This window comes from Cutibacterium sp. LaCa_255, assembly GCF_057458005.1.
On record NZ_CP190956.1, the window covers coordinates 1,847,128 to 1,867,115 of the forward strand.

26 protein-coding genes are annotated in these 19,988 nt (G+C 63.9%); 24 read left to right on the plus strand and 2 right to left on the minus strand.

The genetic code is table 11. The features are described from left to right. Position 1: 1 nt before the first annotated feature. From ACP8ML_RS08380 to ACP8ML_RS08395, 4 genes are read left to right on the plus strand one after another with little or no spacing between them, the layout of a single operon-like run. Positions 2-229 (plus strand): hypothetical protein, encoded by a 228-nt coding sequence (locus tag ACP8ML_RS08380; RefSeq protein ID WP_117188663.1) that lies wholly within the window; start codon positions 2-4, stop codon positions 227-229. Continuing rightward, positions 226-591: a RusA family crossover junction endodeoxyribonuclease gene (locus ACP8ML_RS08385; protein ID WP_117188661.1), complete on the plus strand. Its 366-nt coding sequence runs from the start codon at positions 226-228 to the stop codon at positions 589-591. The genes ACP8ML_RS08380 and ACP8ML_RS08385 overlap by 4 nt, the downstream gene beginning before the upstream one ends. Further along, on the plus strand, positions 588-1,538 hold the full coding sequence (locus tag ACP8ML_RS08390; RefSeq protein ID WP_486702911.1) for a hypothetical protein: 951 nt from the start codon (positions 588-590) through the stop codon (positions 1,536-1,538). Before ACP8ML_RS08385 ends, ACP8ML_RS08390 begins: the two co-directional genes overlap by 4 nt. Next, a complete protein-coding gene (locus tag ACP8ML_RS08395) occupies positions 1,535-1,984 on the plus strand; it encodes a hypothetical protein (RefSeq protein ID WP_117188657.1) in 450 nt (149 codons plus the stop codon). Before ACP8ML_RS08390 ends, ACP8ML_RS08395 begins: the two co-directional genes overlap by 4 nt. A gap of 175 nt (positions 1,985-2,159) precedes the next feature. Here ACP8ML_RS08395 and ACP8ML_RS08400 read toward each other — a convergent pair whose 3' ends face one another. Continuing rightward, a complete protein-coding gene (locus tag ACP8ML_RS08400; protein ID WP_138774606.1) occupies positions 2,160-2,540 on the minus strand; it encodes a hypothetical protein in 381 nt (126 codons plus the stop codon). Continuing rightward, the gene (locus tag ACP8ML_RS08405) at positions 2,537-2,749 is read right to left on the minus strand and encodes a ribonuclease PH (RefSeq protein ID WP_212750680.1); all 213 of its coding nucleotides are present in this window, start codon (positions 2,747-2,749) and stop codon (positions 2,537-2,539) included. The genes ACP8ML_RS08400 and ACP8ML_RS08405 overlap by 4 nt, the downstream gene beginning before the upstream one ends. Positions 2,750-2,815: 66 nt before the next feature. Here ACP8ML_RS08405 and ACP8ML_RS08410 point away from each other — a divergent pair, with 66 nt between their 5' ends. The 20 genes from ACP8ML_RS08410 (at position 2,816) to ACP8ML_RS08505 (ending at position 19,974) form a co-directional block, all read left to right on the plus strand. After that, positions 2,816-3,112: a hypothetical protein gene (locus ACP8ML_RS08410; RefSeq protein ID WP_138774605.1), complete on the plus strand. Its 297-nt coding sequence runs from the start codon at positions 2,816-2,818 to the stop codon at positions 3,110-3,112. Further along, on the plus strand, positions 3,109-3,888 hold the full coding sequence (locus tag ACP8ML_RS08415; protein ID WP_117188654.1) for a hypothetical protein: 780 nt from the start codon (positions 3,109-3,111) through the stop codon (positions 3,886-3,888). Before ACP8ML_RS08410 ends, ACP8ML_RS08415 begins: the two co-directional genes overlap by 4 nt. A 78-nt stretch (positions 3,889-3,966) precedes the next feature. After that, positions 3,967-4,266, plus strand: a complete 300-nt coding sequence (locus ACP8ML_RS08420) for an HNH endonuclease (protein WP_117188724.1) — start codon at positions 3,967-3,969, stop codon at positions 4,264-4,266. A 253-nt stretch (positions 4,267-4,519) separates the two neighbouring features. Then, positions 4,520-4,855, plus strand: a complete 336-nt coding sequence (locus tag ACP8ML_RS08425) for a hypothetical protein (protein ID WP_117188651.1) — start codon at positions 4,520-4,522, stop codon at positions 4,853-4,855. A 2-nt stretch (positions 4,856-4,857) separates the two neighbouring features. After that, positions 4,858-6,372 carry a P-loop NTPase family protein gene (locus ACP8ML_RS08430; protein ID WP_117188649.1) on the plus strand — a complete coding sequence of 505 codons (1,515 nt, stop codon included), beginning with the start codon at positions 4,858-4,860 and terminating at the stop codon, positions 6,370-6,372. After that, complete coding sequence (locus ACP8ML_RS08435; RefSeq protein WP_117188647.1) at positions 6,369-7,691, plus strand: phage portal protein; 1,323 nt, start codon at positions 6,369-6,371, stop codon at positions 7,689-7,691. The genes ACP8ML_RS08430 and ACP8ML_RS08435 overlap by 4 nt, the downstream gene beginning before the upstream one ends. After that, complete coding sequence (locus ACP8ML_RS08440) at positions 7,688-9,127, plus strand: VG15 protein (RefSeq protein ID WP_117188645.1); 1,440 nt, start codon at positions 7,688-7,690, stop codon at positions 9,125-9,127. The genes ACP8ML_RS08435 and ACP8ML_RS08440 overlap by 4 nt, the downstream gene beginning before the upstream one ends. Before the next feature lie 417 nt (positions 9,128-9,544). Beyond that, entirely contained in the window at positions 9,545-10,030 is a 486-nt protein-coding gene (locus ACP8ML_RS08445; protein ID WP_117188643.1) for a capsid assembly scaffolding protein Gp46 family protein, read from the plus strand. 3 nt (positions 10,031-10,033) lie between these two features. Further along, a complete protein-coding gene (locus ACP8ML_RS08450; protein ID WP_249361187.1) occupies positions 10,034-11,023 on the plus strand; it encodes a major capsid protein in 990 nt (329 codons plus the stop codon). A 30-nt stretch (positions 11,024-11,053) separates the two neighbouring features. Then, positions 11,054-11,515, plus strand: coding sequence for a hypothetical protein (locus ACP8ML_RS08455; protein WP_117188641.1), 462 nt, complete (start codon positions 11,054-11,056; stop codon positions 11,513-11,515). A gap of 3 nt (positions 11,516-11,518) precedes the next feature. Beyond that, positions 11,519-11,899, plus strand: coding sequence for a hypothetical protein (locus tag ACP8ML_RS08460; RefSeq protein ID WP_117188639.1), 381 nt, complete (start codon positions 11,519-11,521; stop codon positions 11,897-11,899). Positions 11,900-11,903: 4 nt separating this feature from the next. Continuing rightward, positions 11,904-12,194, plus strand: a complete 291-nt coding sequence (locus ACP8ML_RS08465; RefSeq protein ID WP_117188722.1) for a hypothetical protein — start codon at positions 11,904-11,906, stop codon at positions 12,192-12,194. Beyond that, positions 12,191-12,586 (plus strand): hypothetical protein, encoded by a 396-nt coding sequence (locus ACP8ML_RS08470; protein WP_117188637.1) that lies wholly within the window; start codon positions 12,191-12,193, stop codon positions 12,584-12,586. The genes ACP8ML_RS08465 and ACP8ML_RS08470 overlap by 4 nt, the downstream gene beginning before the upstream one ends. 22 nt (positions 12,587-12,608) lie before the next feature. Then, on the plus strand, positions 12,609-13,241 hold the full coding sequence (locus tag ACP8ML_RS08475; protein ID WP_117188635.1) for a phage tail tube protein: 633 nt from the start codon (positions 12,609-12,611) through the stop codon (positions 13,239-13,241). 2 nt (positions 13,242-13,243) lie between these two features. Then, entirely contained in the window at positions 13,244-13,549 is a 306-nt protein-coding gene (locus ACP8ML_RS08480) for a hypothetical protein (RefSeq protein WP_117188633.1), read from the plus strand. Between the two features lie 14 nt (positions 13,550-13,563). Next, the gene (locus ACP8ML_RS08485) at positions 13,564-13,953 is read left to right on the plus strand and encodes a hypothetical protein (protein WP_212750679.1); all 390 of its coding nucleotides are present in this window, start codon (positions 13,564-13,566) and stop codon (positions 13,951-13,953) included. After that, on the plus strand, positions 13,943-17,089 hold the full coding sequence (locus ACP8ML_RS08490) for a tape measure protein (protein ID WP_117188631.1): 3,147 nt from the start codon (positions 13,943-13,945) through the stop codon (positions 17,087-17,089). The genes ACP8ML_RS08485 and ACP8ML_RS08490 overlap by 11 nt, the downstream gene beginning before the upstream one ends. Positions 17,090-17,104: 15 nt before the next feature. Then, positions 17,105-18,016, plus strand: a complete 912-nt coding sequence (locus ACP8ML_RS08495; protein ID WP_117188629.1) for a phage tail family protein — start codon at positions 17,105-17,107, stop codon at positions 18,014-18,016. Continuing rightward, complete coding sequence (locus ACP8ML_RS08500; protein WP_486702912.1) at positions 17,905-19,149, plus strand: Gp37-like protein; 1,245 nt, start codon at positions 17,905-17,907, stop codon at positions 19,147-19,149. Before ACP8ML_RS08495 ends, ACP8ML_RS08500 begins: the two co-directional genes overlap by 112 nt. 45 nt (positions 19,150-19,194) lie before the next feature. Next, on the plus strand, positions 19,195-19,974 hold the full coding sequence (locus tag ACP8ML_RS08505) for an H-type lectin domain-containing protein (protein ID WP_249361186.1): 780 nt from the start codon (positions 19,195-19,197) through the stop codon (positions 19,972-19,974). Positions 19,975-19,988: the final 14 nt, after the last annotated feature.

A 19,988-nucleotide genomic window follows, 5' to 3' on the forward strand; every position in this document is an offset into this window, starting at 1 on the left:
CATGCACGACAAAACCGCAACCTATCTCGAAGACACCAGCACCGGCATCACCCAGGCGCAGGCCGGGGCGTGCGAGCAGCTGCTGCGTGACCACGACGCCGCAGATCTGATCGACATGCTCATCGACCCCCACCAGATCAGGCCGGACAACCCGCCCACGCCACCAGACCTGGCACCTCGCCACATCCGCACTATCGCCGGCTCCGTCGCGGGGAGAAGAGCAGCATGAAGCAATTCACCGTGCAGGTACCCAGCTCCGCGTGGATGACCTCGAATGGGCGCTACCACTGGGCCGATCGAGCCCGCAGGACGCGAGTCTTGCGGGCCATGGCGGCCACCCAATGCCGCCGCCACAACATCCACGCCCACGGACCCGTCCACGTCACCGCCACTATCGGCTACCGGGGTGGGCGCGCCGACCCCGCCAACGCATACCCCACCATCAAGGCGCTGCTAGACGGCATGACCGATGCCAGCGTGTGGCCCGACGACGATTCGGAGCACGTCATCGGCCCCGACATGCGCCGCGCCACCGAAGCCCCACCACGGGGCCACCACACCGTCACTATCACCCTGGAGGAGCTGTCATGAGGATCAAGCGCCCGGGGACCTATGTCCCATTAGCTACTCATTTTTACGACGACCCCAAGATCGTCGAGGCCGGTGAGGATGCCGAGCTGCTGTTCGTCAGGATGCTTGCCTTCGCGTCCGGGCAGCCGGAGACCGAGGGAGTCGTCCCCGATGCGGTCGTCCGACGGCTTACGCCTACCGGAAGTGGTACTGGAAACGGTACTGGAAGTGGTACAGGAAAAATTCCGGAACGTCTCGCAAATGTGGGGCTCATCGAGCGCGTCGACAGCGGATGGCTCATCTCTGCATGGCTGAGATGGAACCGATCTGTGGCGGATATCGAGCGGGACAGAGCCAACGATCGTCGGCGCAAAAAGCCTGCGACTAGGGGCGGGACCGCAAACCGCCCCGGAAAGGTCCCCGGTTCCGGGGCAGTTTCCTGTACCGATTCCAGTACCGTTTCCAGTACCGTTTCCGGGTCGGTTTCCTGTGCCCCAGATGAACAGATGAACAGATATATAACCCCCTCACTTCGTTCGGGGGTGCAGGGGGGTGACAACTCCGACGAGCCTCATCTGCCCGATGTCGTCGCTGCCGCTCCGACCGCCCCCGCGACAGCGGAACCGAAGCGCGACACGGCTCGCGGGTCACGGCTGCCCGACGGCTGGTTCCCCGCACGCACCCCAGGAAACGAGAGAGCCGAATCCGGCCACAGCCAGCAATGGCTCGAGCGTGAACTGACGAAGTTCCGCAACTACTGGATCGCCCTGCCAGGGGCCAGAGGCCGCAAGACCGACTGGAACCGCACCTGGCAGAACTGGCTTGCCCGCGCCGAAGAGATGAACCAGGACAACCCAGACCACCTGTCTCGCCGCCAGCAAGAAATCGACGCCCAGTACGCCCGAGCCAAACAGCGCGCCGCCACAGGCATCAACCCGCTGCTGGAGCTCATCAAGGAGGCATCATGACCCTCGACGAAACCGCAGACCTGCTGCGCACCATCAGGGCTATCTGCCCGGCGCAGGCACAAGACGAGTTCACCCCAGAAGCCTGGAACCTCGTCCTCGACGACATCGCCATGCCCGACGCTATGGCTGCCGTGCGCCGTATCGCCAGGTCGACCGACACCAAACCGCTGTGGATCGACCCCCGCCAGATCCTCAACGAGGTCCGTCGCGTACGCACCGCACGCCTCGACGCCACCCCCACCTCCGGGGCCCCCACCGACCCAGCCGCCTACTGCCAGTGGCTCAAAGCCACCCGCCAGCACATCGCCAGCGGCAATGCCACTCAGTCCCCAGCCCTAGACCATGCCTCAGACGCACAGAAGGGCCCCTCAGACGCGACCGCAGCCCGAGTCCGGGCACATAGACGAGAGCAGCTCAAAAAGGCTCTTAAAACGGCAGCCAGATGATCGAGTCTCTGACAGCCCAGAAACCATCGACCCAACCCAATCCTGCAAAACCGTCACAGATCGATACGCAGAACCACAAAACAGCACAGGAGACCCAACCATGCAATGGGCATGCCACCACTGCCACGCCATCATCGGCAGACTCGAGGCCGAGCACTACACCGACAGACACCAATCAGTGCCCCACAAGCTGAGACGCTCGCTGATAGCTCACCCCCATCAGCGAGCCAACATCACGCATGGTCAACCCAGCATCACGCAGAACCGCCGCCGCTTGACGCGATTCCCGGGCTGCCACAGCACGGGCAGCATCCGCCTGAGCCGCCGCTCTCCTCGACGCCTCCATATGCTCGGCATAACCCTCGGGTGCCACCGGCTCAACGCGCACCTCCACCTCGTCAGCAGGAAGATCCGCCAGCCAGGAGATTGCCTCAACCATCTCGTCGGCAGCCTGGTCCAGTCTGCGCACCTGCGAGACGGCCCCCACCTCAGGGCATTCCAGCACCCACCAGTTCCCCCGGCCACGCTCGGCCGTCACCGTGAACGTGCGACTCATCGCCACCACCCCTTCCCGCCGAGCACATCGGCAAACTCGTCGAAAAACTTCCCGGCCGTCTTCTCGTCGATCTCACTATGACGACCAAGAGTGTGGCGAGAGGTGCCGATAGTGACGCCAGTGTGACGCGTGAGTTCTGTCATCGTGAATGACAGACCCCGAGCCTTGGCCGCCTTCTCAAGTTTTTTGAGCACTTCCCGCCGCTTCACAAGAGCAAGTCTAGAGCCACTAGAACATAAAGTCAACCCCACACTAGACAAACTGAAGAGAACACGATGACCACACCCAAACATCCAGCCAAGGTCAGCGATCCCACGGACCAGCAGGAAAACAATCCAGCTCGTGAAACCCGGCGCCGTGGCGCAAAAACCCGCAGCGGAAAACGCTGCCGACTCCACGGAGAAATGATCCCAGCAGCCCGCAGAAATGCCGCAGCAAACGTGCTCGAGGCCCGCATCAATGGGGAACTGCACCGTATCAACATCCAGCCCGCCACCAACCCGGCCCGCGAACTCGCCCGCATCGTCGGAGAGCAAATCGCCATCCTCGACGCCCTCCAGGAGGACCAGTGACCCACCCCAGCCTCGCATGGATCCCCGCCACCAACCCTGTCGGTCGTCTCACCCAGATGCCCCACCTCGTTGCTGAGCTCGAAGCCCTCGGCTCCACCCGCAACCCCGATGGCGAGACAGCACCCACCAGGTCAGTGCCAGGGGCCAGGCCACCGCTGGACGTGGCCCGCCTCGACATCCTGCCCACCCCCGGATGGGAGCCGGCAGCCCTGACCACCCTTGCTAGCGAGGCATCACGGGTCATCTGGGAAGACCTCGACACCGACACCCGCGCATCCCACCCTCAACCAACCCAGCTCAGCTGGTCCACCGAATGCCTGTGGCTGGCCGGAGTGTGGGCCGACTCGCGGGCGTTCCTCGACGCAGCCGACATGGCCATGGTCGACGACACCATCAACAGCATCTATGTCTGCCTCGCTCGCGCCGTCGGACTCACCCCGCCCCGCGCCATCGCCTGCCCGGCGTGCGGCTCCCCCTGCGAGATCGACGGCCCAGTACTGGCATGCACCGCCACCCGAGCCCAGCCCGAGGGCCAGCGCCACGAGTACCCAGGCCCCGCCGCCCTCGAGAAGCGTTGGCGGTTCGCGGCACCCATGACAGCCGCCGAACTAGCCGAGCAGCTGCCCATCTCGCGCAACAGGATTGCCCAGTGGAAACGTCGCAGCCACATCAAGCCCGCGCCCGGCACCAACCCGCCACGGTTCCGGCCCTGGGATGTGATCGCGCGGCTGTGGCCAGCGATAGCCGAGGCCATCGAAGACAGAGATGCCGCATGACCACAAGGCTCATATCGCGATGCTATGATGACAGCCGAGGGCACACCTGTACCCGATCACCCATCGTTGGGGGCTGACATGCGCACCAATAGAACCGCATCAGCGGCCCACATCCGGTGGCGTGACAGGGTTCTCGCCCGCGCCCAGCAGGCAGGACAAACCACCTGCCCGCTGTGTGGAGTCGAGCTGGCCTGGGGAGAGTATGGGCTACCCAACTCGGTCGAAGCTGACCACATCATCCCCGTGCGTTGGGGTGGCCGCAATGAGCTGAGCAATGGCCAGGCCGTCTGTCGCACTTGCAACCGCTCCAAGGGTGACCGCGAGGGCCCGCTTATGCCGGTGTCGCGGCAGACTCGAGCCAATCTCGTCGAGTGGTGACCCGCATCTCACCAACCGAATAAACTCGGTTCCCGAGACTCGGTTCCGCCACCGAATATCTCACCAGCCGAATAAATCCAGGGGGAAGACCCCCGCCGAGAGGCCAAAAGAGGTCCCCGGGCTTAGTGAAATCCCCCCCTGTGTGAAATACCTCACATTTTCAGCCGGGAGGATGACTGAGGCCCGACTGACACCTCACTGTGAGTACGGCACTGGCCCATTGCTCCCAGGATAGCCACATGAGGAGGTCGTCATGGCACAGCCGCCCCTGCCCGATGACGCAGACCTGGACTGGACGTGGGGCCAGAAAACCTATGAGTGGTGGGCTGCGTGGGGCCGTGACCCTCGCACAGCTAGGTGCACCGAAGCGGACTGGAACTTCCTCCTCGAGGCGGCAATCCTGCACGCCAGAGTGTGGAGCGACGGTGACTATGCCCAGATACCTAATCTGCGCGCCCATGAGCTGTCGTTCATGCGCAGGCTCGACAAGTACTCGACGGCGCAAGGGGCCACCCCGGCTGTCACGCCGAGCGATTCTGCGGCTGTGGCGATGATGGACAAGTATCGGAAACGGAAGAAGGGCGCGTAGTCGTGGCTGATCTGGTCGGAAACCAGCTGCCGCGATACCGCATAGCCCCCGCCTACCGGGTGACCGCCGGTTCCGATGCTGGCACGCTGGGCGAGGCGTACGGACTCAAGCCCGACCTGTGGCAGCAGTATGTCCTCGATGACTGGCTAGCCACCAACACCAAAGGGGCTCTCCTGTCTGGCGTGTGCGGCCTGGCTGTCCCCCGCCAGAACGGCAAGAACGCCATCCTGGAGATCATCGAACTGTTCAAGGCGACGATTCAGGGCCGCCGGATTCTGCACACGGCCCAGGAGCTGAAGACCGCCCGCAAGGCGTTCATGCGGCTGCGCTCATTCTTTGAGAATGAGAGTCAATTTCCGGACCTGGCACGAATGATGAAGACGGTCCGGTCCACCAACGGCCAAGAGGCCATTATTCTGCATCATCCCGAGTGCCCCACGTTCGCGCGCGGGTGTGGCTGCCAGGGGTGGGGGTCGGTGGAGTTTGTGGCTCGCTCTCGTGGCTCTGGCCGTGGCTTCACCGTCGACGACTTGGTGTGTGACGAGGCCCAGGAGCTGACCGACGAGCAGCTCGAGGCTCTCCTGCCGACCATCTCAGCGGCCCCGTCGGGTGACCCGCAACAGATTTTCACCGGAACCCCGCCCGGCCCCCTGGCTGACGGGTCGGTGTTCATGCGGCTACGAAGCCAGGCCCTGCAACATCCGAAGCGGATTGCCTGGACTGAGTTCTCGATTGCCGACGACATGACCCCAGATGTGGCTATGAGGCAGTGGCGCAAGCTGGTGGCCCAGACGAACCCGGCTCTGGGTATCCGGCTCAACATGTCCACCGTCACCGACGAGCACGAATCCATGTCTGACGAGGGGTTCTGTCGTGAGCGCCTGGGCTGGTGGGACCGCTCGGCGAAAACCCGTGCGGCTATCCCGGCTGACAAGTGGGCGGCTGGTGCCGTCGATGTGGCCACCCTGGTTGGCCCCAAATCGTTTGGGGTGTCGTTTTCGCGTAACGGCTCCCTGGTGGCCCTGGCTGGTGCCGGTAAGACCGCCGAGGCGATTCATGTCGAGATTGTGGACGCGCTGTCTGGCGGCATCGGTGACGGTTTGGGCGATCTGGCGGACTGGTTGGCGTTGCGCTGGCCTGACACGGCCCAGATTGTCGCGGCAGGATCGGGGGCGCTGCTGCTGCAACAGCAGCTACGTGACCGGGGCGTTCCCGCGCGCGGGGTCATCGTCGCCAACACCGGCCAGTACGTTGAAGCCTGCACCCAGTTTCTGGAGGGTGTGCGCGCCGAGGGTGTCACTCATCCGCGCACCGATGCACGCCGCGACATGCTCGAACTGTCAGTTCGCGGGGCTGTGCAACGTCAACGCGGATGGGGCTGGGGCTGGGGCTCGAGCGCCAAAGACGGCGGCGAGGTGCCCTTGGAGGCCGCATCTCTGGCCTACTGGGCTGCGCGAACAACCCGCAGACGACCGAAGACAAAGAAGAGCCACAGAAAGAGGGTGTCCGTGGTATGAACGCCGAAGAAATGGCGCTCGCCGAGCGTATGCATGCCCGGCTTTCTGGGCTCAGGCCGTGGCAGTGCCGCATCGAGGGCTACTACGAAGGCTCTGCGCGGGTGCGTCATCTCGGGGTGGCGATACCGCCCGAGCTGCAACGGGTCCAGACGGTCGTGTCGTGGCCGTCTATCGCCGTGGACGCCCTGGATGAGCGGCTGGACTGGCTCGGCTGGGCTGGCGGTGACGACTATGGGCTAGCGGAGGTGTTCGCGTCGTCTCGCCTGGCGGTGTCGTCGGGGGCTGCCCACCTGGACGCCCTGATTTTCGGCGTGTCGTTTGTGGCTATCAACGCCGATGGCGCAGGCCATGTCTCCATTTCCCCGCAGTCGCCCAAGAATGCGACCGGCGTCATGTCCAACGATGGCTCCCGTCTCGTTGCTGGCCTGGTGGAGCAGCCCACGAGTGACCCCGATGTCATCGAGGCCGAGGTGCTCACCGATGAGTGGATCATCTCCGCCACTCGTCACGGCACCAGCTGGGATGAGGTGGATAGGCAGCCGAACACGCTAGGCGTGGTGCCTCTGGTGCCGCTGGTGAACCGTCGCCGGACCTCCCGACAGGCGGGTCGAAGCGAGATCACCCGCTCCATTCGCGGCTACACCGATGAGGCTGTGCGCACCCTGCTGGGCCAGTCGATCAACCGCGACTTCTACGCCTACCCGCAGAGGTGGGTGACCGGCGTGTCCGCTGACGAGTTCGCCCAACCCGGCTGGGTGCTGTCCATGGCGAGCGTGTGGGCCGTCGACAAAGACGAGGACGGCGACACGCCGAACGTTGGCTCGTTCCCCGTCAACCCGCCCACCCCGTACTCGGACCAAGTGAGGCTGTTGGCGCAGCTCATGTCCGGGGAATCTGCCGTCCCTGAACGGTACTTCGGGTTCCTGACATCCAATCCGCCCTCGGGTGAAGCGTTGGCGGCTGAGGAGTCGAGGCTTGTTAAGCGTGCCGAGCGCCGCCAAACCGGTTTCGGGTTGGGATGGTCGACGGTCGGCTACCTGGCCGCCAAGGCGCTCGATCCTGGCATCGACGAGGCCCAGTTCCACCAGACGGTGCGCTCACGGTGGCGTGACGCGTCCACCCCGACCCGTGCCGCCACCGCCGACGCGGTGACCAAGCTGGTCGGTGCTGGCATCCTGCCCGCCGACTCGCGGGTGACATTGGAGATGCTGGGCATGGATGACGCCCAGATCGACGCGATTGTGGATCACCGGGCCGCCTCGGCTGACCCGTTGGCATCGCTGGCTACCGCTATCTCGCGTCAGACGGCTCAGCCGTGACCGCTCTCGGCGTTGAAGCACGGCTGGCGGCTGGCGAGTATCAGCGTGACCAAATCCGGCTAGCCGGACAATACGCGGCCCATGCGGCGGAGCTAAGTCGGCTGTGGCGCGCCGGGAAAATGACCGACGACCAGTACATGAGGCTGTATATAGCCCTGGAACGCGCCGGACATGACACCTCAGCCAAGGCGGCGGCCCGGTTTCTGGGCGAGTTCCGGGAACTCAACGGCGTCGACGCTGGTGCGGTGGTGGCGAGCGAGTTCGATGAGGCTGCCGCGCTGGCGCGCACGATCGCGCTGGTCCGGTCAGTGGAGGCCGACCCCGATGCCGCCGAGACTGTCATCGGTCGGTATGCGGTCGGTCTCAACCGTGCAGTGCTCAACGCTGGCCGGGACACGGTAGCCGCGTCGGCTGCTGCTGCCCACCGCACCTGGCGCAGAGTCACCGACGCCAACCCGTGCGCGTTCTGTGCGATGCTGGCCACCCGAGACGACTACAGCAGCAAGGATGCCGCGCTGCACGTTGGCGGTGGGTCGTCGCGCCGCAAACGCCACAAGCGCCCGCTAGGGTCCCAGTACCACGACCATTGCGGCTGTACCGCCGTCGAGGTGCTCGGCGAGTGGGAACCCACCGATGACGACCTCGCCCACCAAGACCTGTACGACAAGGCGCAGGAAGCGTTAGCCGATGAAGGCTCCTCGCCCACCGCTGGCAACGTGCTGAAGAAAATGCGCAGCCTCGGCGAGGGCGTCGTCCACGACTCCCACGTATCCGACAGCAAACGGAAGAAACCAGGCCCGAAGCCGAAGGAAACCTCCCGTGCCAGCTCTAGGACCAGCGAGACCAAACCCAAGACCGCAACGGGTGGGTCGGGCGGAGGTGGCCGCAAACCGCCAACCGCCCGAGCAGCCGGTGACGACTATGGGGACTTCGAGGATTGGAAGCGTCACAGTCTTGACGGTGCTAGCGCCGACGAGTTGGAAGCCCTGCGGCGCTGGACGACCAGTGAGCATAAGATCATCCAAGAACAGCTACGCGCAGGCAAACTGGATGATCAGATCGCGAAAGTAGTACAGCGGATTGATGTCGCACTGGCACGCAATCCGCTTCCTGTGGATGTCAAGCTTCACCGGCGTGACACGCTCGCAGCATTCCAGGCGACAACCTTTGATGAAGTGATCTCACAGGTAGGTCGCATCGTTGACCTGCCCGCCTATGTCGCTTTGTCGACGCGCCCTGGCGGCGTCAAGACTAGCCCTGATGCTGTCGTGAGAGTTCATATCACCGTCCCGCGCGGTACACCTGCGGCATACATCGAGCAAGTATCAGAGAAGCCAAAGCAACGTGAGACGCTCGTCATACACGGAAAGCTCATGGCGATTACGGACGCCAAGATGGTCGATGGCGTTCTTCATGTCTGGTGCGACATGGCCTAACATGGTTATATGAGTACAGCGCTTGAAAGCCCCCTGATCATGGTGCCTGTCACCGATCCTAAGCGGGTAGACGCAGCTCGAAAACGCTTTGGTCTTAGTGAGCGAGAGATCGCAAAGCGCAAAGCCGAAGGGCTCCGCACTCTCAAGGAGGCTCGCGCAAAGAAGCTCGTTCGGAGCTGAGCCGACAGTAAACCCCACCCAAACCCCGTAGGTGATCCTGCGGGGTTTTCTCATGCCCGCGCGCAGGCATCCCGGTAAGCATCCCGGAGAACCATCACGCGACAAAAGGCCTTGCCACAGGCCCGGCGAGAGAGGAAGACACCCTCTCTCGTGCCATCACGGTTTTGGGTCGCACGCCACCCATATTGGCGCGCCATCCCCGCATGGGGGTGAACACATCCGCAAAGGAGAACACTCATGGCCGATCAGACCGAAACTCAGCCCACCGAAACCACCGAACCCGCCAAGGGTGAGGTCGAGAACAAGGCCGCTGAGCACACCGAGGGCACGGACTGGAAGTCCGAGGCCCGCAAATGGGAAAGCCGGGCCAAGGGCAACCTGTCCGAGCTGGAGAAGGTCACGACAGCCCACCAGGAGGCGCAAGCCCGCCTAGAAGAGCTGGAGAAGACCAACGGCGAACTACAGGGCCGTCTCGACGCGCTGTCACGCGACAGCATGCGACGCGACATCGCCGCCGAGCACGACCTACCCGCCTCCGCTGTCGCATTCCTGGCCGGGGACACCCGCGAGGAGATCGAGGCGGCAGCGAAGGGCATCCGCGAACTGATCGACAGCAACACCAAACCCATGCGCAGGCTGGCCGGAAGCCCGCCTGCCGAAGACACGAAACACCGCGAGGAGCGCGAGTTCGTCGACGCCCTCGTGGACAGAGCAAAGGGGTAAACCATGGCCGAAGCACTCGGCGTCAAAAACTCAAAGTTGGAACTGCCTGGCACGATGCTGGGCATCGTCAGGGACAGGGCGCTTGATGGCGGCGGCATTCTGGGGCAGCTGACCCCTGAGCAGCCGACCATTTTCGGCCCCGTGAAGGGGGCCACGTTCTCCGGGATTCCGCGCGCCAAGATCGTGGGCGAGTCCGAGGCCAAGCCTGCCGCCGAACTCCCCAAGATCACATCCTGGAGCGCACAGCCGATCAAGATTGTGTCGCAGCAGCGCATCAGCGATGAGTTCATGTGGGCCGACACGGACTACCGTCTGGGCGTCATGAGCGACCTCATCGCCCCCGCACTGGGTGCGTCCATCGGTCGAGCCGTAGACCTCATCGCGTTCCACGGCATCGACCCGGCAACGGGTGCGCCTGCTGTGAGCATCCCGAACGCCATCGACAAGACCACGAAGGTCGTTAATGCGACGACCTCGCCCACCGATGATCTGACGAAGGCTGTTGGCGCACTGGCCTCGACCGGTGTTGTCGTGCCTAACGGTCTGGCCATCAATCCGGCATTCGGGTACCAGCTGGCCACCGAGGTGTGGCCGAAGGGCACGGCCCTGGCGGGTCAGCCGATCTACCCGCAGGCCGGGTTCGCCGGTATGCAGAACTGGCGCGGCCTGACGGTCGGCCAGTCGTCCACGGTCTCCGGTGCCCCCGAGATGAACCCCGATTCCGGCATTCAGGCGATCATCGGCGACTGGTCACGTGTCCATTGGGGATTCCAGCGGAACTTCCCGATGGAGATCATCGAGTACGGCGACCCCGACAACACCGGCTCCGACCTCAAGGGCCACAACGAGGTGCTGGTGCGCGTGGAGGCTGTCCTGTACGTCGTCATTGAAGATGTCGAGTCGTTCGCGGTGGTCAAGGCCGCCACTGAAGCATCCTCTGGCCCCGGCAGCAGCCCTAAGCCCGGTTCCAGTGGCTCCGACTCTGCACGCTGACCGTCCATAGCGAGTTACAGGGGGTGACCTGTGGGAACGATCCTCACCAACGACGATCTAGCCCCGTTCGCGTCCATTGATGACGCCCGAGCAGAGGCGATGATCGCCGACGTGGAGGCCGTGGCGATCCAGGTCGCCCCCTGCATCGCCAAGCCCGATTTTGTACACCTGGGTGCAGCCAAGGCGATCCTGCGCCGCGCGGTGCTGCGCTGGAATGAAACCGGCGTATCCGGGTCGGTGTCGTCGCAGTCGGCGGGCCCGTTCTCGGAGACGGTGACAACCCGCACGAGTCAAGAACTGCTGTGGCCCTCCGAGGTGGCGGCGTTGCAGCGGTTGTGTCGGGACGCCGGGTCTGGTCGGGCGTTCACGATCAACCCCACCGCCGGATACGGTCCGGGCGTCCACTCCGATGTGTGTTCGACGGTGTGGGGTGACGGGTGTTCGTGCGGCTCGGATATCAACGCCTACCGTGGCCCGCTGTGGGAGGTGTAGCCCGTGACTGACACCGTTGATTGCGGGTTTCCCGGCGGGGAGCAGGTGACGGCCTGCCGTGCGTCACGCCACACCGACAGCCTGGGCGATATTCAGCGCGAATATATCGACGCCGACGACGGGGCTGCTCTTGCCAACTGTGCGGTGGCCCCGGTGGATTCAAGCTCCGATCAGTTCGTGTCGGGTGCCGACGTGACCGACCTGTACGACCTGTATTCGCGGGTTGATCCGGGCCAGGTGGCGGATGCCTACCGTATCCGTGACCTGCTGTGTCGCCCTGCCGGACAGTGGCGACGCTGGACCAACCCGTTCACCGGCGCAACTCTCGGATGGGTGCTGCGCGTAAAAACGGTCCGCTACCGGGCCGGGAAGCAACAGGGGTGACGTGATGTCTGGCGATGTGACCGTGAAACTGGACATGCCCGGCATCCGGGAGGTGTTGAAGTCGGAGGGTGTGCAGGCCATGCTCGCTCAACGCGGTGATCGTGTCGAGGCTGCGGTGCGCGGCTCGGTGTCTGGCAATGCGCGGGATCGGCAGGGCTACACCGCCGGTTTGTCGTCTCAGGTGCGCATCCACCGGGTGGAGGCGGTCGCCCGTATCGGCACCACCTACCCCGGCGCGCAACGCATGGAGGCCCGAACGGGCGTGCTGGCCCGCTCGATAGGGGCCGCCTCGTGATCGAATACAAAGACCCGCGCGTGTGGGCTGTTGCCGCGTTACGCGACGACCCGATCACTGGCGCATGGCAGGTGTCGGGGTCACGTGGCGACCCGGACAACACCGGCTATCCGCGGATCTGGGTGTCCATGGATGGCGGCCCCGAACTGCACTTGCGGGAACGGCTGTTCCTGCGCGTCAACGTGTACCACGAACGATCTGACACCGCCCTAGCGATGTCGCGGCAGGTGGAGGCCGTGCTGGGAGACAGCGTAGACGGCAACCCGGTGGTGCGGCTGTCTCGATCCACCGGCCCGAACCTCATACCCGATGAGACCGTGTACGACTGCTACACCCTGTTCGACATCACATGTCGCGCCTACGAGGTAGGCGAACGAAAAGAAATCAAGTAAAACCCGCTGAAAGGTTGTTGTTATGGCTGACCGTAACGCCTCGAATGTTCGTATAGCTGTCGCCGGTGACGTGTACGTGGGTGACCCTCACGCCGGTGACTCCATCACCTCTATTTCGACTGTGCCGTCCGGTATGACCGCGCTGGGCTACCTGTCCGAGGACGGCGTGGAGATCAAGCCGGACCGTAAGAGCGACGCCATCACCGCATGGCAGAACTCCGATATTGTGCGCACGACCTCGAGCGAGTCGTCTCTTGAGGTGTCGTTCACGATGATTGAGTCCACCAAGCAGGCCATCGAGCTGTACTGGCAGACCACGGTCACCGGTGGCAAGGAGGCTGGCAGCTTTGACGTGTCGCCGGGAAAGTCGTCTGGTGTGCGGTCCCTGCTCGTTGATTTCGTCGACGGCAAGGAGGTTGTGCGCTACTACTTCCCCGAGGTCGAACTGACCGAACGTGAGGAGATCAAGGGCCAAAACGGTGAGCTTCTGGGCTACGGTGTCACCCTGTCCGCGCATCCGGCCAAGATCGGCGACACGGGCGACTACTTGTCGGCTCGTGGCTGGATGACCGCGCTCAAGGACAACGCCAGCCCGGCCCCTGGCCCGGTCTCCCCTAAGCCCGGTTCCAGTGGCTCCGGCGATAGCGAGGCCTGACGATGGCTGACGGCTACACCCTGACTATCGGCGGGCAGTCGTGGACGCTCGCCCCCGCAGAACAGGTTGTCGAGAAGGCCCCGGCGAAGATTTTCCGGCGTGCCGCCCGGATCGCCGAGTCTGGCGACGACATGGATTTAGGCCAGATCGAGGTCATGTTCTCGCTGCTGGCTGTGGCCGCCCCGACCGAGGCTATCGACGCCTTGGAGGAGCTGCCGATGGTGGAGGTCGCCGAGCGGTTCCGCCAGTGGATGGAGTACAAGCCCGACGACGGCGACGGCGAGCCGTCTGAGTCGTTGGGGAAATGATCTGGCTCCGCGGTGTGATGCACACACACCGTGGGGCGCTCGAATACGACTGGCGGACCCGGTTTGGGCTGCCGCTGACAGCGGTAGGCACTGACGCGATGTCGTGGAGTGAAGCGGTGCGGCTGGCTGTGACCCTGACCAGTGACGGGTCCAGTCAGCTGGCCGCCGCGCTCGGGCAGTGGCGACGACCGTTCACGTTCACCGAATGGGCGGTGCTCGACTTCCTGGACACCTACCGGGCTGCGAACAGCGAGGGGAAAGCCGACCCGGTGCCCCGGCCCACCGAGAAGCCGAGAACGCCGGGCATGTCGAAGCAAGAGGTTGACGCTATTTTGTCGCGGGTGCGTGCCGCCGGGTCCGCGTCGACACCGATCACCGTAGGAGGTGCACGCGATGGCGGGTGAGATTGCGTCCGCGTATGTGTCGCTGTACACGAAAATGCCCGGCCTTAAGTCGGACGTGTCCAAGCAGCTGGCTGGCGTCATGCCCGCACAGGGCAAACAGTCCGGAAACCTGTTCGCCAAGGGTATGAAGCTGGCCCTGGGTGGCTCGGTGATGATGGGCGCGATCAACGTCGCCAAGAAGGGTCTCAAGTCGATCTACGACGTGTCGGTGGGTGGCGGCATCAACCGCGCCATGCAGATCGACCAGGCACGCGCGAAACTGCAAGGCTTGGGCCACTCGGGTAAAGAAATCTCCTCGATTATGGGGTCTGCGCTGACGTCGGTAAAGGGCACGGCTTTTGGTTTGGGGGATGCCGCGACGGTGGCGGCTACCCTGTCGGCGTCGGGCGTCTCGATGGGTAACGACCTCACCGGCGCGTTGAAGTTGGTTGCCGACACGGCCACCATTTCGGGCCGTTCCATGACCGACATTGGCGCGATCTTCTCATCGGTTGCCGCACGCGGCAAGCTTCAGGGTGACGACATGCTTCAGCTGCTGTCGTCGGGTATCCCGGTGCTGCAGTTCCTGGCCAAGCAGACCGGGAAGACCACGGCCGAAGTCTCGGATATGGTGTCGTCGGGTCAGGTGGACTTCAAAACGTTCTCCGCTGCCATGCAAAAGGGCCTCGGCGGGGCCGCCATGAGTTCGGGCACCACTTTTGCGGGCGCTATGGCCAACGTGAAAGCCGCGCTAAGTCGTGTGTCGGCTAACGCCCTGACGGTGCCCATGGATGCGCTGCGCCGTATTTTCGTGGCGCTCATCCCGGTCATCGACAAGTTCGGTGACGCTTTCAAGCCGATGTTTGACGCCGTGGGGGCTCGGATCAACGCGGCTATGCCGGGCATCGTCGCGGCCATCGGTCGGCTTCCTGCCGCGTTGACGAGAGCGCAGGCCGCTATCCGCGCGAAGGTCACCTCCATCAAGCAGCTATTCAGCCGGTGGGACATCCCACTGCCCAAGATCGACGTGCAAGCCATGTTTTCTGGCGCAGCTGGGGCTATCGGGGTCGTGGCGTCGGCGTTTTCGCTGCTCAAGGGGCATCTCGGCCCCATCAGTGGCCTTGTGGCAAAGCTCACGCCGTCACTGGTGCGCCTGTCGGGGTCGCTGGGCGGCGTTGGCGGGGTTGTGCGCGGCCTGACGTCCCCGTTGGGGATCGTGCTGTCGCTGCTGGGTGCCGCCTATGCGTCGAACGCCCAGTTTAGAGACGCCATCAACGGGCTGCTGCCGGTCATCGTGACACTGGTCGCTCAGGTTGCGAAGGCGTTGGCTCCGGCAATCTCCAGCATCATCCCGGTGGTGTCGCAGATCGCGGCTACGGTGATTCCGGTCATCGCGCAGGTCGGAGCTGCTCTCGCCCACGTTGTGGCAGCTATCATCTCCGGGTTGGCTCCGGTCATCACGGCGCTCGTCGGCTTCATCGCGTCGCATATGGGTGTCGTGGCGTCCATTGCTGCCGGTATTGCTGGTGTGATCGGCGCGATCAAGGCCGTTATCGGCATTATCGGCGTGGTGACGGCTATCGTAGGGAAGGTCGTCTCGGTGGTCCGGGTCGTCGTGAACGTCATTAAGACGGTTCATACGGCCTTGTTCGTCATCCGCACGGTGTTCGTGTCGCTGGCTGGCCCTATCGGTATCGTCGTCGTGGCTATCGGCGCGCTGGTGGCCGGGTTCACTCTGGCGTATCAGCATTCGGAGACGTTCCGTAACGCCGTGGGTGCGGTGTGGGGTGGTATTCAGGCTGCTGCATCGGCTGTTGCGGGGTGGTTTACGGGAACCCTCGTCCCTACTCTTCAATCGGTGTGGAACGGCATCACGGCGGTGCTGTCGACTATCGGGACGGCGATCTCAACCGCATTCGGTGCTGTCATCACCTGGTTTACCGGGGTGTTCCTGCCTGCGTTGCAGGTGGTGTGGACTGCTGCGGTGGCTCCGGCCCGTATCGCTATCCAAGGTTTGAAGTTGGCGTGGCAGTCGTTGGCCGCATTCTTTACGGCGTTGTGGGCGTCCATTGGGGCGATCTTTTCGGGTGCGATGGCTGTCATTGGTGCGGCTGTCCGGGCGTGGACGAGCGTTCTGCGTGCGGTGTTCACGGCAGCATGGAATGTGATAAAAATCACAGCTGCGGCGTTTTGGTTGACGCTTCGGGCGCTGTTTACCGGCAACTTCGGGGCCATCAAGGGCATCGCCTCGGCTGCCCTCAACGCCCTCAAAGCAGTGTTCCGGGGCGCTTGGAACGCCATCACCGCCGCTACCCGCGCGTTCGGGTCGTCTCTGCGCGCCATCGTATCCGGGGTTGTCACCGCCGTCGTCGGGTTCTTCCGTCGCATGGGGTCGTCGATCCATGCCGCCGCGTCTGCGGCGTTCAACGGTGCGAGAGCTGCGGCCTCCGCCGGTATGCACGCCATGGCGTCGATTGTGTCAACGGTCGTGTCGGCGGTGGTCGGGTTTTTCCGCCGTCTCGGGTCGGGTATCCGCTCTGCCGCCGTGTCGGCGTTTAATGGTGCCAGGTCTGCCGCATCGGCTGGCATGCACGCCATGGGGTCGGCGGTGTCGTCGGGTATCTCTGCGGTGCTCGGGTTTTTCCGGTCCATGCCGGGCCGTATCCGTGGCGCGCTTGGTAACGCCGGTTCGTGGCTGGTCGGCACGGGCCGGTCCATCATGGACGGCTTGGGGCGCGGTATCACTAGTGCGGCCCACAAGGTGTTTGACACGATACGCAACGTCGGCTCGAAAATCACCGACGCCGCCAAGAGGGTGCTGGATATCAATTCCCCGTCGCGGGTGTTCCGTGATGAGGTGGGTGCCCAAATCGTCGCCGGTTTGGTGCAGGGCATCGACCGTAACGCCTCCGATGCGGTGGGGTCGGTGGAGGCTATGGCTGCCGCGCTGCCGCCCGCCTTCGCCACTGACGCGGCTGTGGTGCCGCCGGTTCCGGCGCGCGTGAAGCCGTCGCGGCAACCCAACGGTGCCCCCTGGACTGCCGCCGGTGGGGTGACGGTCAACGTCAACGGCCCCACCTACGGCGACCCGAACGATTTTGCCCGCCGGATCGAACAGAAACAGCGCGAAGCGTTAACGATGTTGGCCTACGCCTAAACCTGGGGTGAGTTCATGTTTTTGCCTAATGCAGCCGACGGGTCCGGGCTGACCATCGGATACCAGTCCGGGAAAACCCGGCTGAACCTATCCGGGTACGGCTCGGAGGTGTTTTTGCTGTCCGAGGCCGTGTCCGGGCTGGGCTACCCTGACATTGAACACCAGGAGTCCACGCATGCCGGTGTGCACGGGGCGATGTGGCGGGGCTGGAATGCGAAACCGCGCGAGATCACGCTTCCGCTGGTGGTGTCGTCGAACGGCGACGACGACGAATCACGCGACGGGTTCATTGGGTCGTGGGATACGGTGACCCGCTGTTTTCACCCCGGCGAGGAGGGCACCCTGTCGGTGACAACGCCGTCAGGGTCGACCCGCACGATCGGCTGCCGCTGCGTGGGCATCGATGATTCGTTCACCGTCGACCCGGTGAATCGCGGCTACGCCGTCGTGTCGGTGAAGCTCATGGCGTTTGACCCGTTTTGGCGGGGCGCGGCGTCGTCGGTGTCGTGGTCGAACCGGGGCGGTGTGGACTGGCTCGGCGGTGGCCCACTCGACAAGCCCGGTACGGCGTTCCCGATTGTGCTCATGCCTGGCGGCAACCAGGGCCAAGCGTTGCTGGAAAACGTCGGCGATTTGCCGTCGTGGCCGGTGTGGACCATCCGTGGCCCGGTCGATTCGTTCACGATCTCCGTTGATGATGCGAGGGTGTCATACAAGGGTGGCCTCGATGAGGGGGAAACGATGGTGATCGACTCTGATCCGCGTACCCAGCGCGTGGACTGGGATGGGGTGGATGCGTTCATGCTGCTGGACTCGTGGGAGTTCCGGCCTATCGACAAGGCCACGGCTGCGAAAGTGAAGGTCAAAATCAAGGGCCAAGGCGACGTGACGGCCACCACTCAGCCGATGTTCCTGGCGGCGTGGTGATGATGGACACACCCCAGATCACGGTCTATTCGTCGATGTTCGAGAGGATAGCGCCGATCAATTTTTTCGAGTCGGTGAAGATCGTTGACCGCTACGACGAGTTGTCGACGATGGAGCTGGTCTTGTCGGGCAATCACGACCGGATTCCTAACCTGGTAGAGCCGGGTGCCCGGCTGGTGGTCGACTATGGAGGCCGTCAGCTGTTTTCGGGTCCGGTGCGCGGTGTGACCGGCAAGGGGCCCTCGTCGTCGTCGACGGTGACGGTCACCGCTGAGGGCGATAACCGGCTGCTGTGGCGGATGCTGCTGTGGCCTGCGACGAATATCACCCCGTCGGGTGATGCGGGTGTCGTCCTGGACCGCGAGTACCGGTCAATCAAGGCACCGGCTGAGACGGTCGCGAAAACGCTGATCGGTGAGAACTGCGACCGGATGGTGTCGCCTATATCGGTGGCCCCGGACAAGGGGCGCGGCCCCACGGTGGCGGCGTCGGTGCGGTTCCACACGTTCGCCGACCGGGTTCTACCCCTCATGTCGGCGGCTGGTATGCGGGTGTCGGTGTCGCAGGGTGACGGCGAGCTGGTCGCCGATTGTGTGCCCACGATGGCGGTTCCGCACGTATTTTCTGAGGAGTCGGGGACGATTGAGGCGTGGGAGTTCACCCGCTCCGCACCCAAGGCGACCCGTGTGATCGTGGGCGGCTCGGGTGAGGGCAAGGCCCGCCTGTTCACGATGGCCGAAGACGCCGACCTCCACGAAGAGTGGGCCGACTGTGTCGAGGTGTTCACCGACGCCCGGAACTCCGACTCGCAGAAGGTGACCTTGCTGGATGAGGCGCGGCAAACACTGGCCGAGTCTAAACCGACGTCGGGGTTCAAAATCACCTTGTCGGATCGGGTGCAGCAGCTGTTGGGCGCTGTGACGATGCGTCCCGGCGACGAAATCATCGTTCATGTGGCCGGGGTGGATGTGGTCGAGCGGATCAAAGAAATCGAGTACGTCTGCGATGATCCGGGCTCGGGGTGGACTCGGGTGACGCCGATCGCCGGGGAGTTCGTTGATGATCCGTCGCGGGCGCTGGCGTCGAAAATAGCCGATATGTCGTCAAATATCCGGTATATGCGAACACTATAGAAGGGCTGTGCTGTGGCTATTGTGTGTAAAGGTTTCGACGGCCAGATGACCGAAGCGGACTGGGCGCGTATGGCCCAGCTGATGGGGGGTGTGCCGACAGTCCGGGATGCCGACGACCTCACGGTGTCGGCTGATGTGCAGGGCACCACGGTCACCGCTGCGATCGTCTCCGGGGTGTCGTGGGCGCATGGCGTCATGGTGACCAGTGATGCGACAGAGACGGCCACCACCCAGCTGACACCGAAGGGCACCCACTACGACTATGTGGTGTTGACTCGTGACTGGCAGAACAACTCCGCCAAGTTTGAGATCATCACGGGTGGCACGGCTGAGCGTGCCCGTGATGTCATCGCCGATAATCCGGGCATGAAACACCAGCAGTTGCTGGCGGCCATCAAAACGGTCAACGGTGATATTGAGGTGCTGGATCGGCGGGCGTTCGCCGGTCGGGTCGCCTACGCCGACAGTCTCTCGGCGATCCCGACCCCCCACGAGGGCGACATGATTGTCACCGGTGAGCCTGCCGCCTGGATTTACCGTGGCAGGGGGTGGGGTGCTCCGTTCCCGCGTATCGAAACGGGCTACAGGTACGCCATGTTTAACAGCTCGTCGGTGTACTCGTACAAGGTTGATTTCGAGCATCCGTACCGGAAACCGCCGACGGTGGTCGCGTCGATGGCGACCGGCGCGGGAGGCACGCAGATGATTAACGTCCGCACCTTCAACGTCACGACGACCGGGTTTTCACTCGCGTTCGTCACGGTCGACGGCTCGAAGCCTGCCGGAGTCAAAGCAGAGGCGAACTGGTTTGCCGTTGGCGTGTGACGCCAGCGTTCACC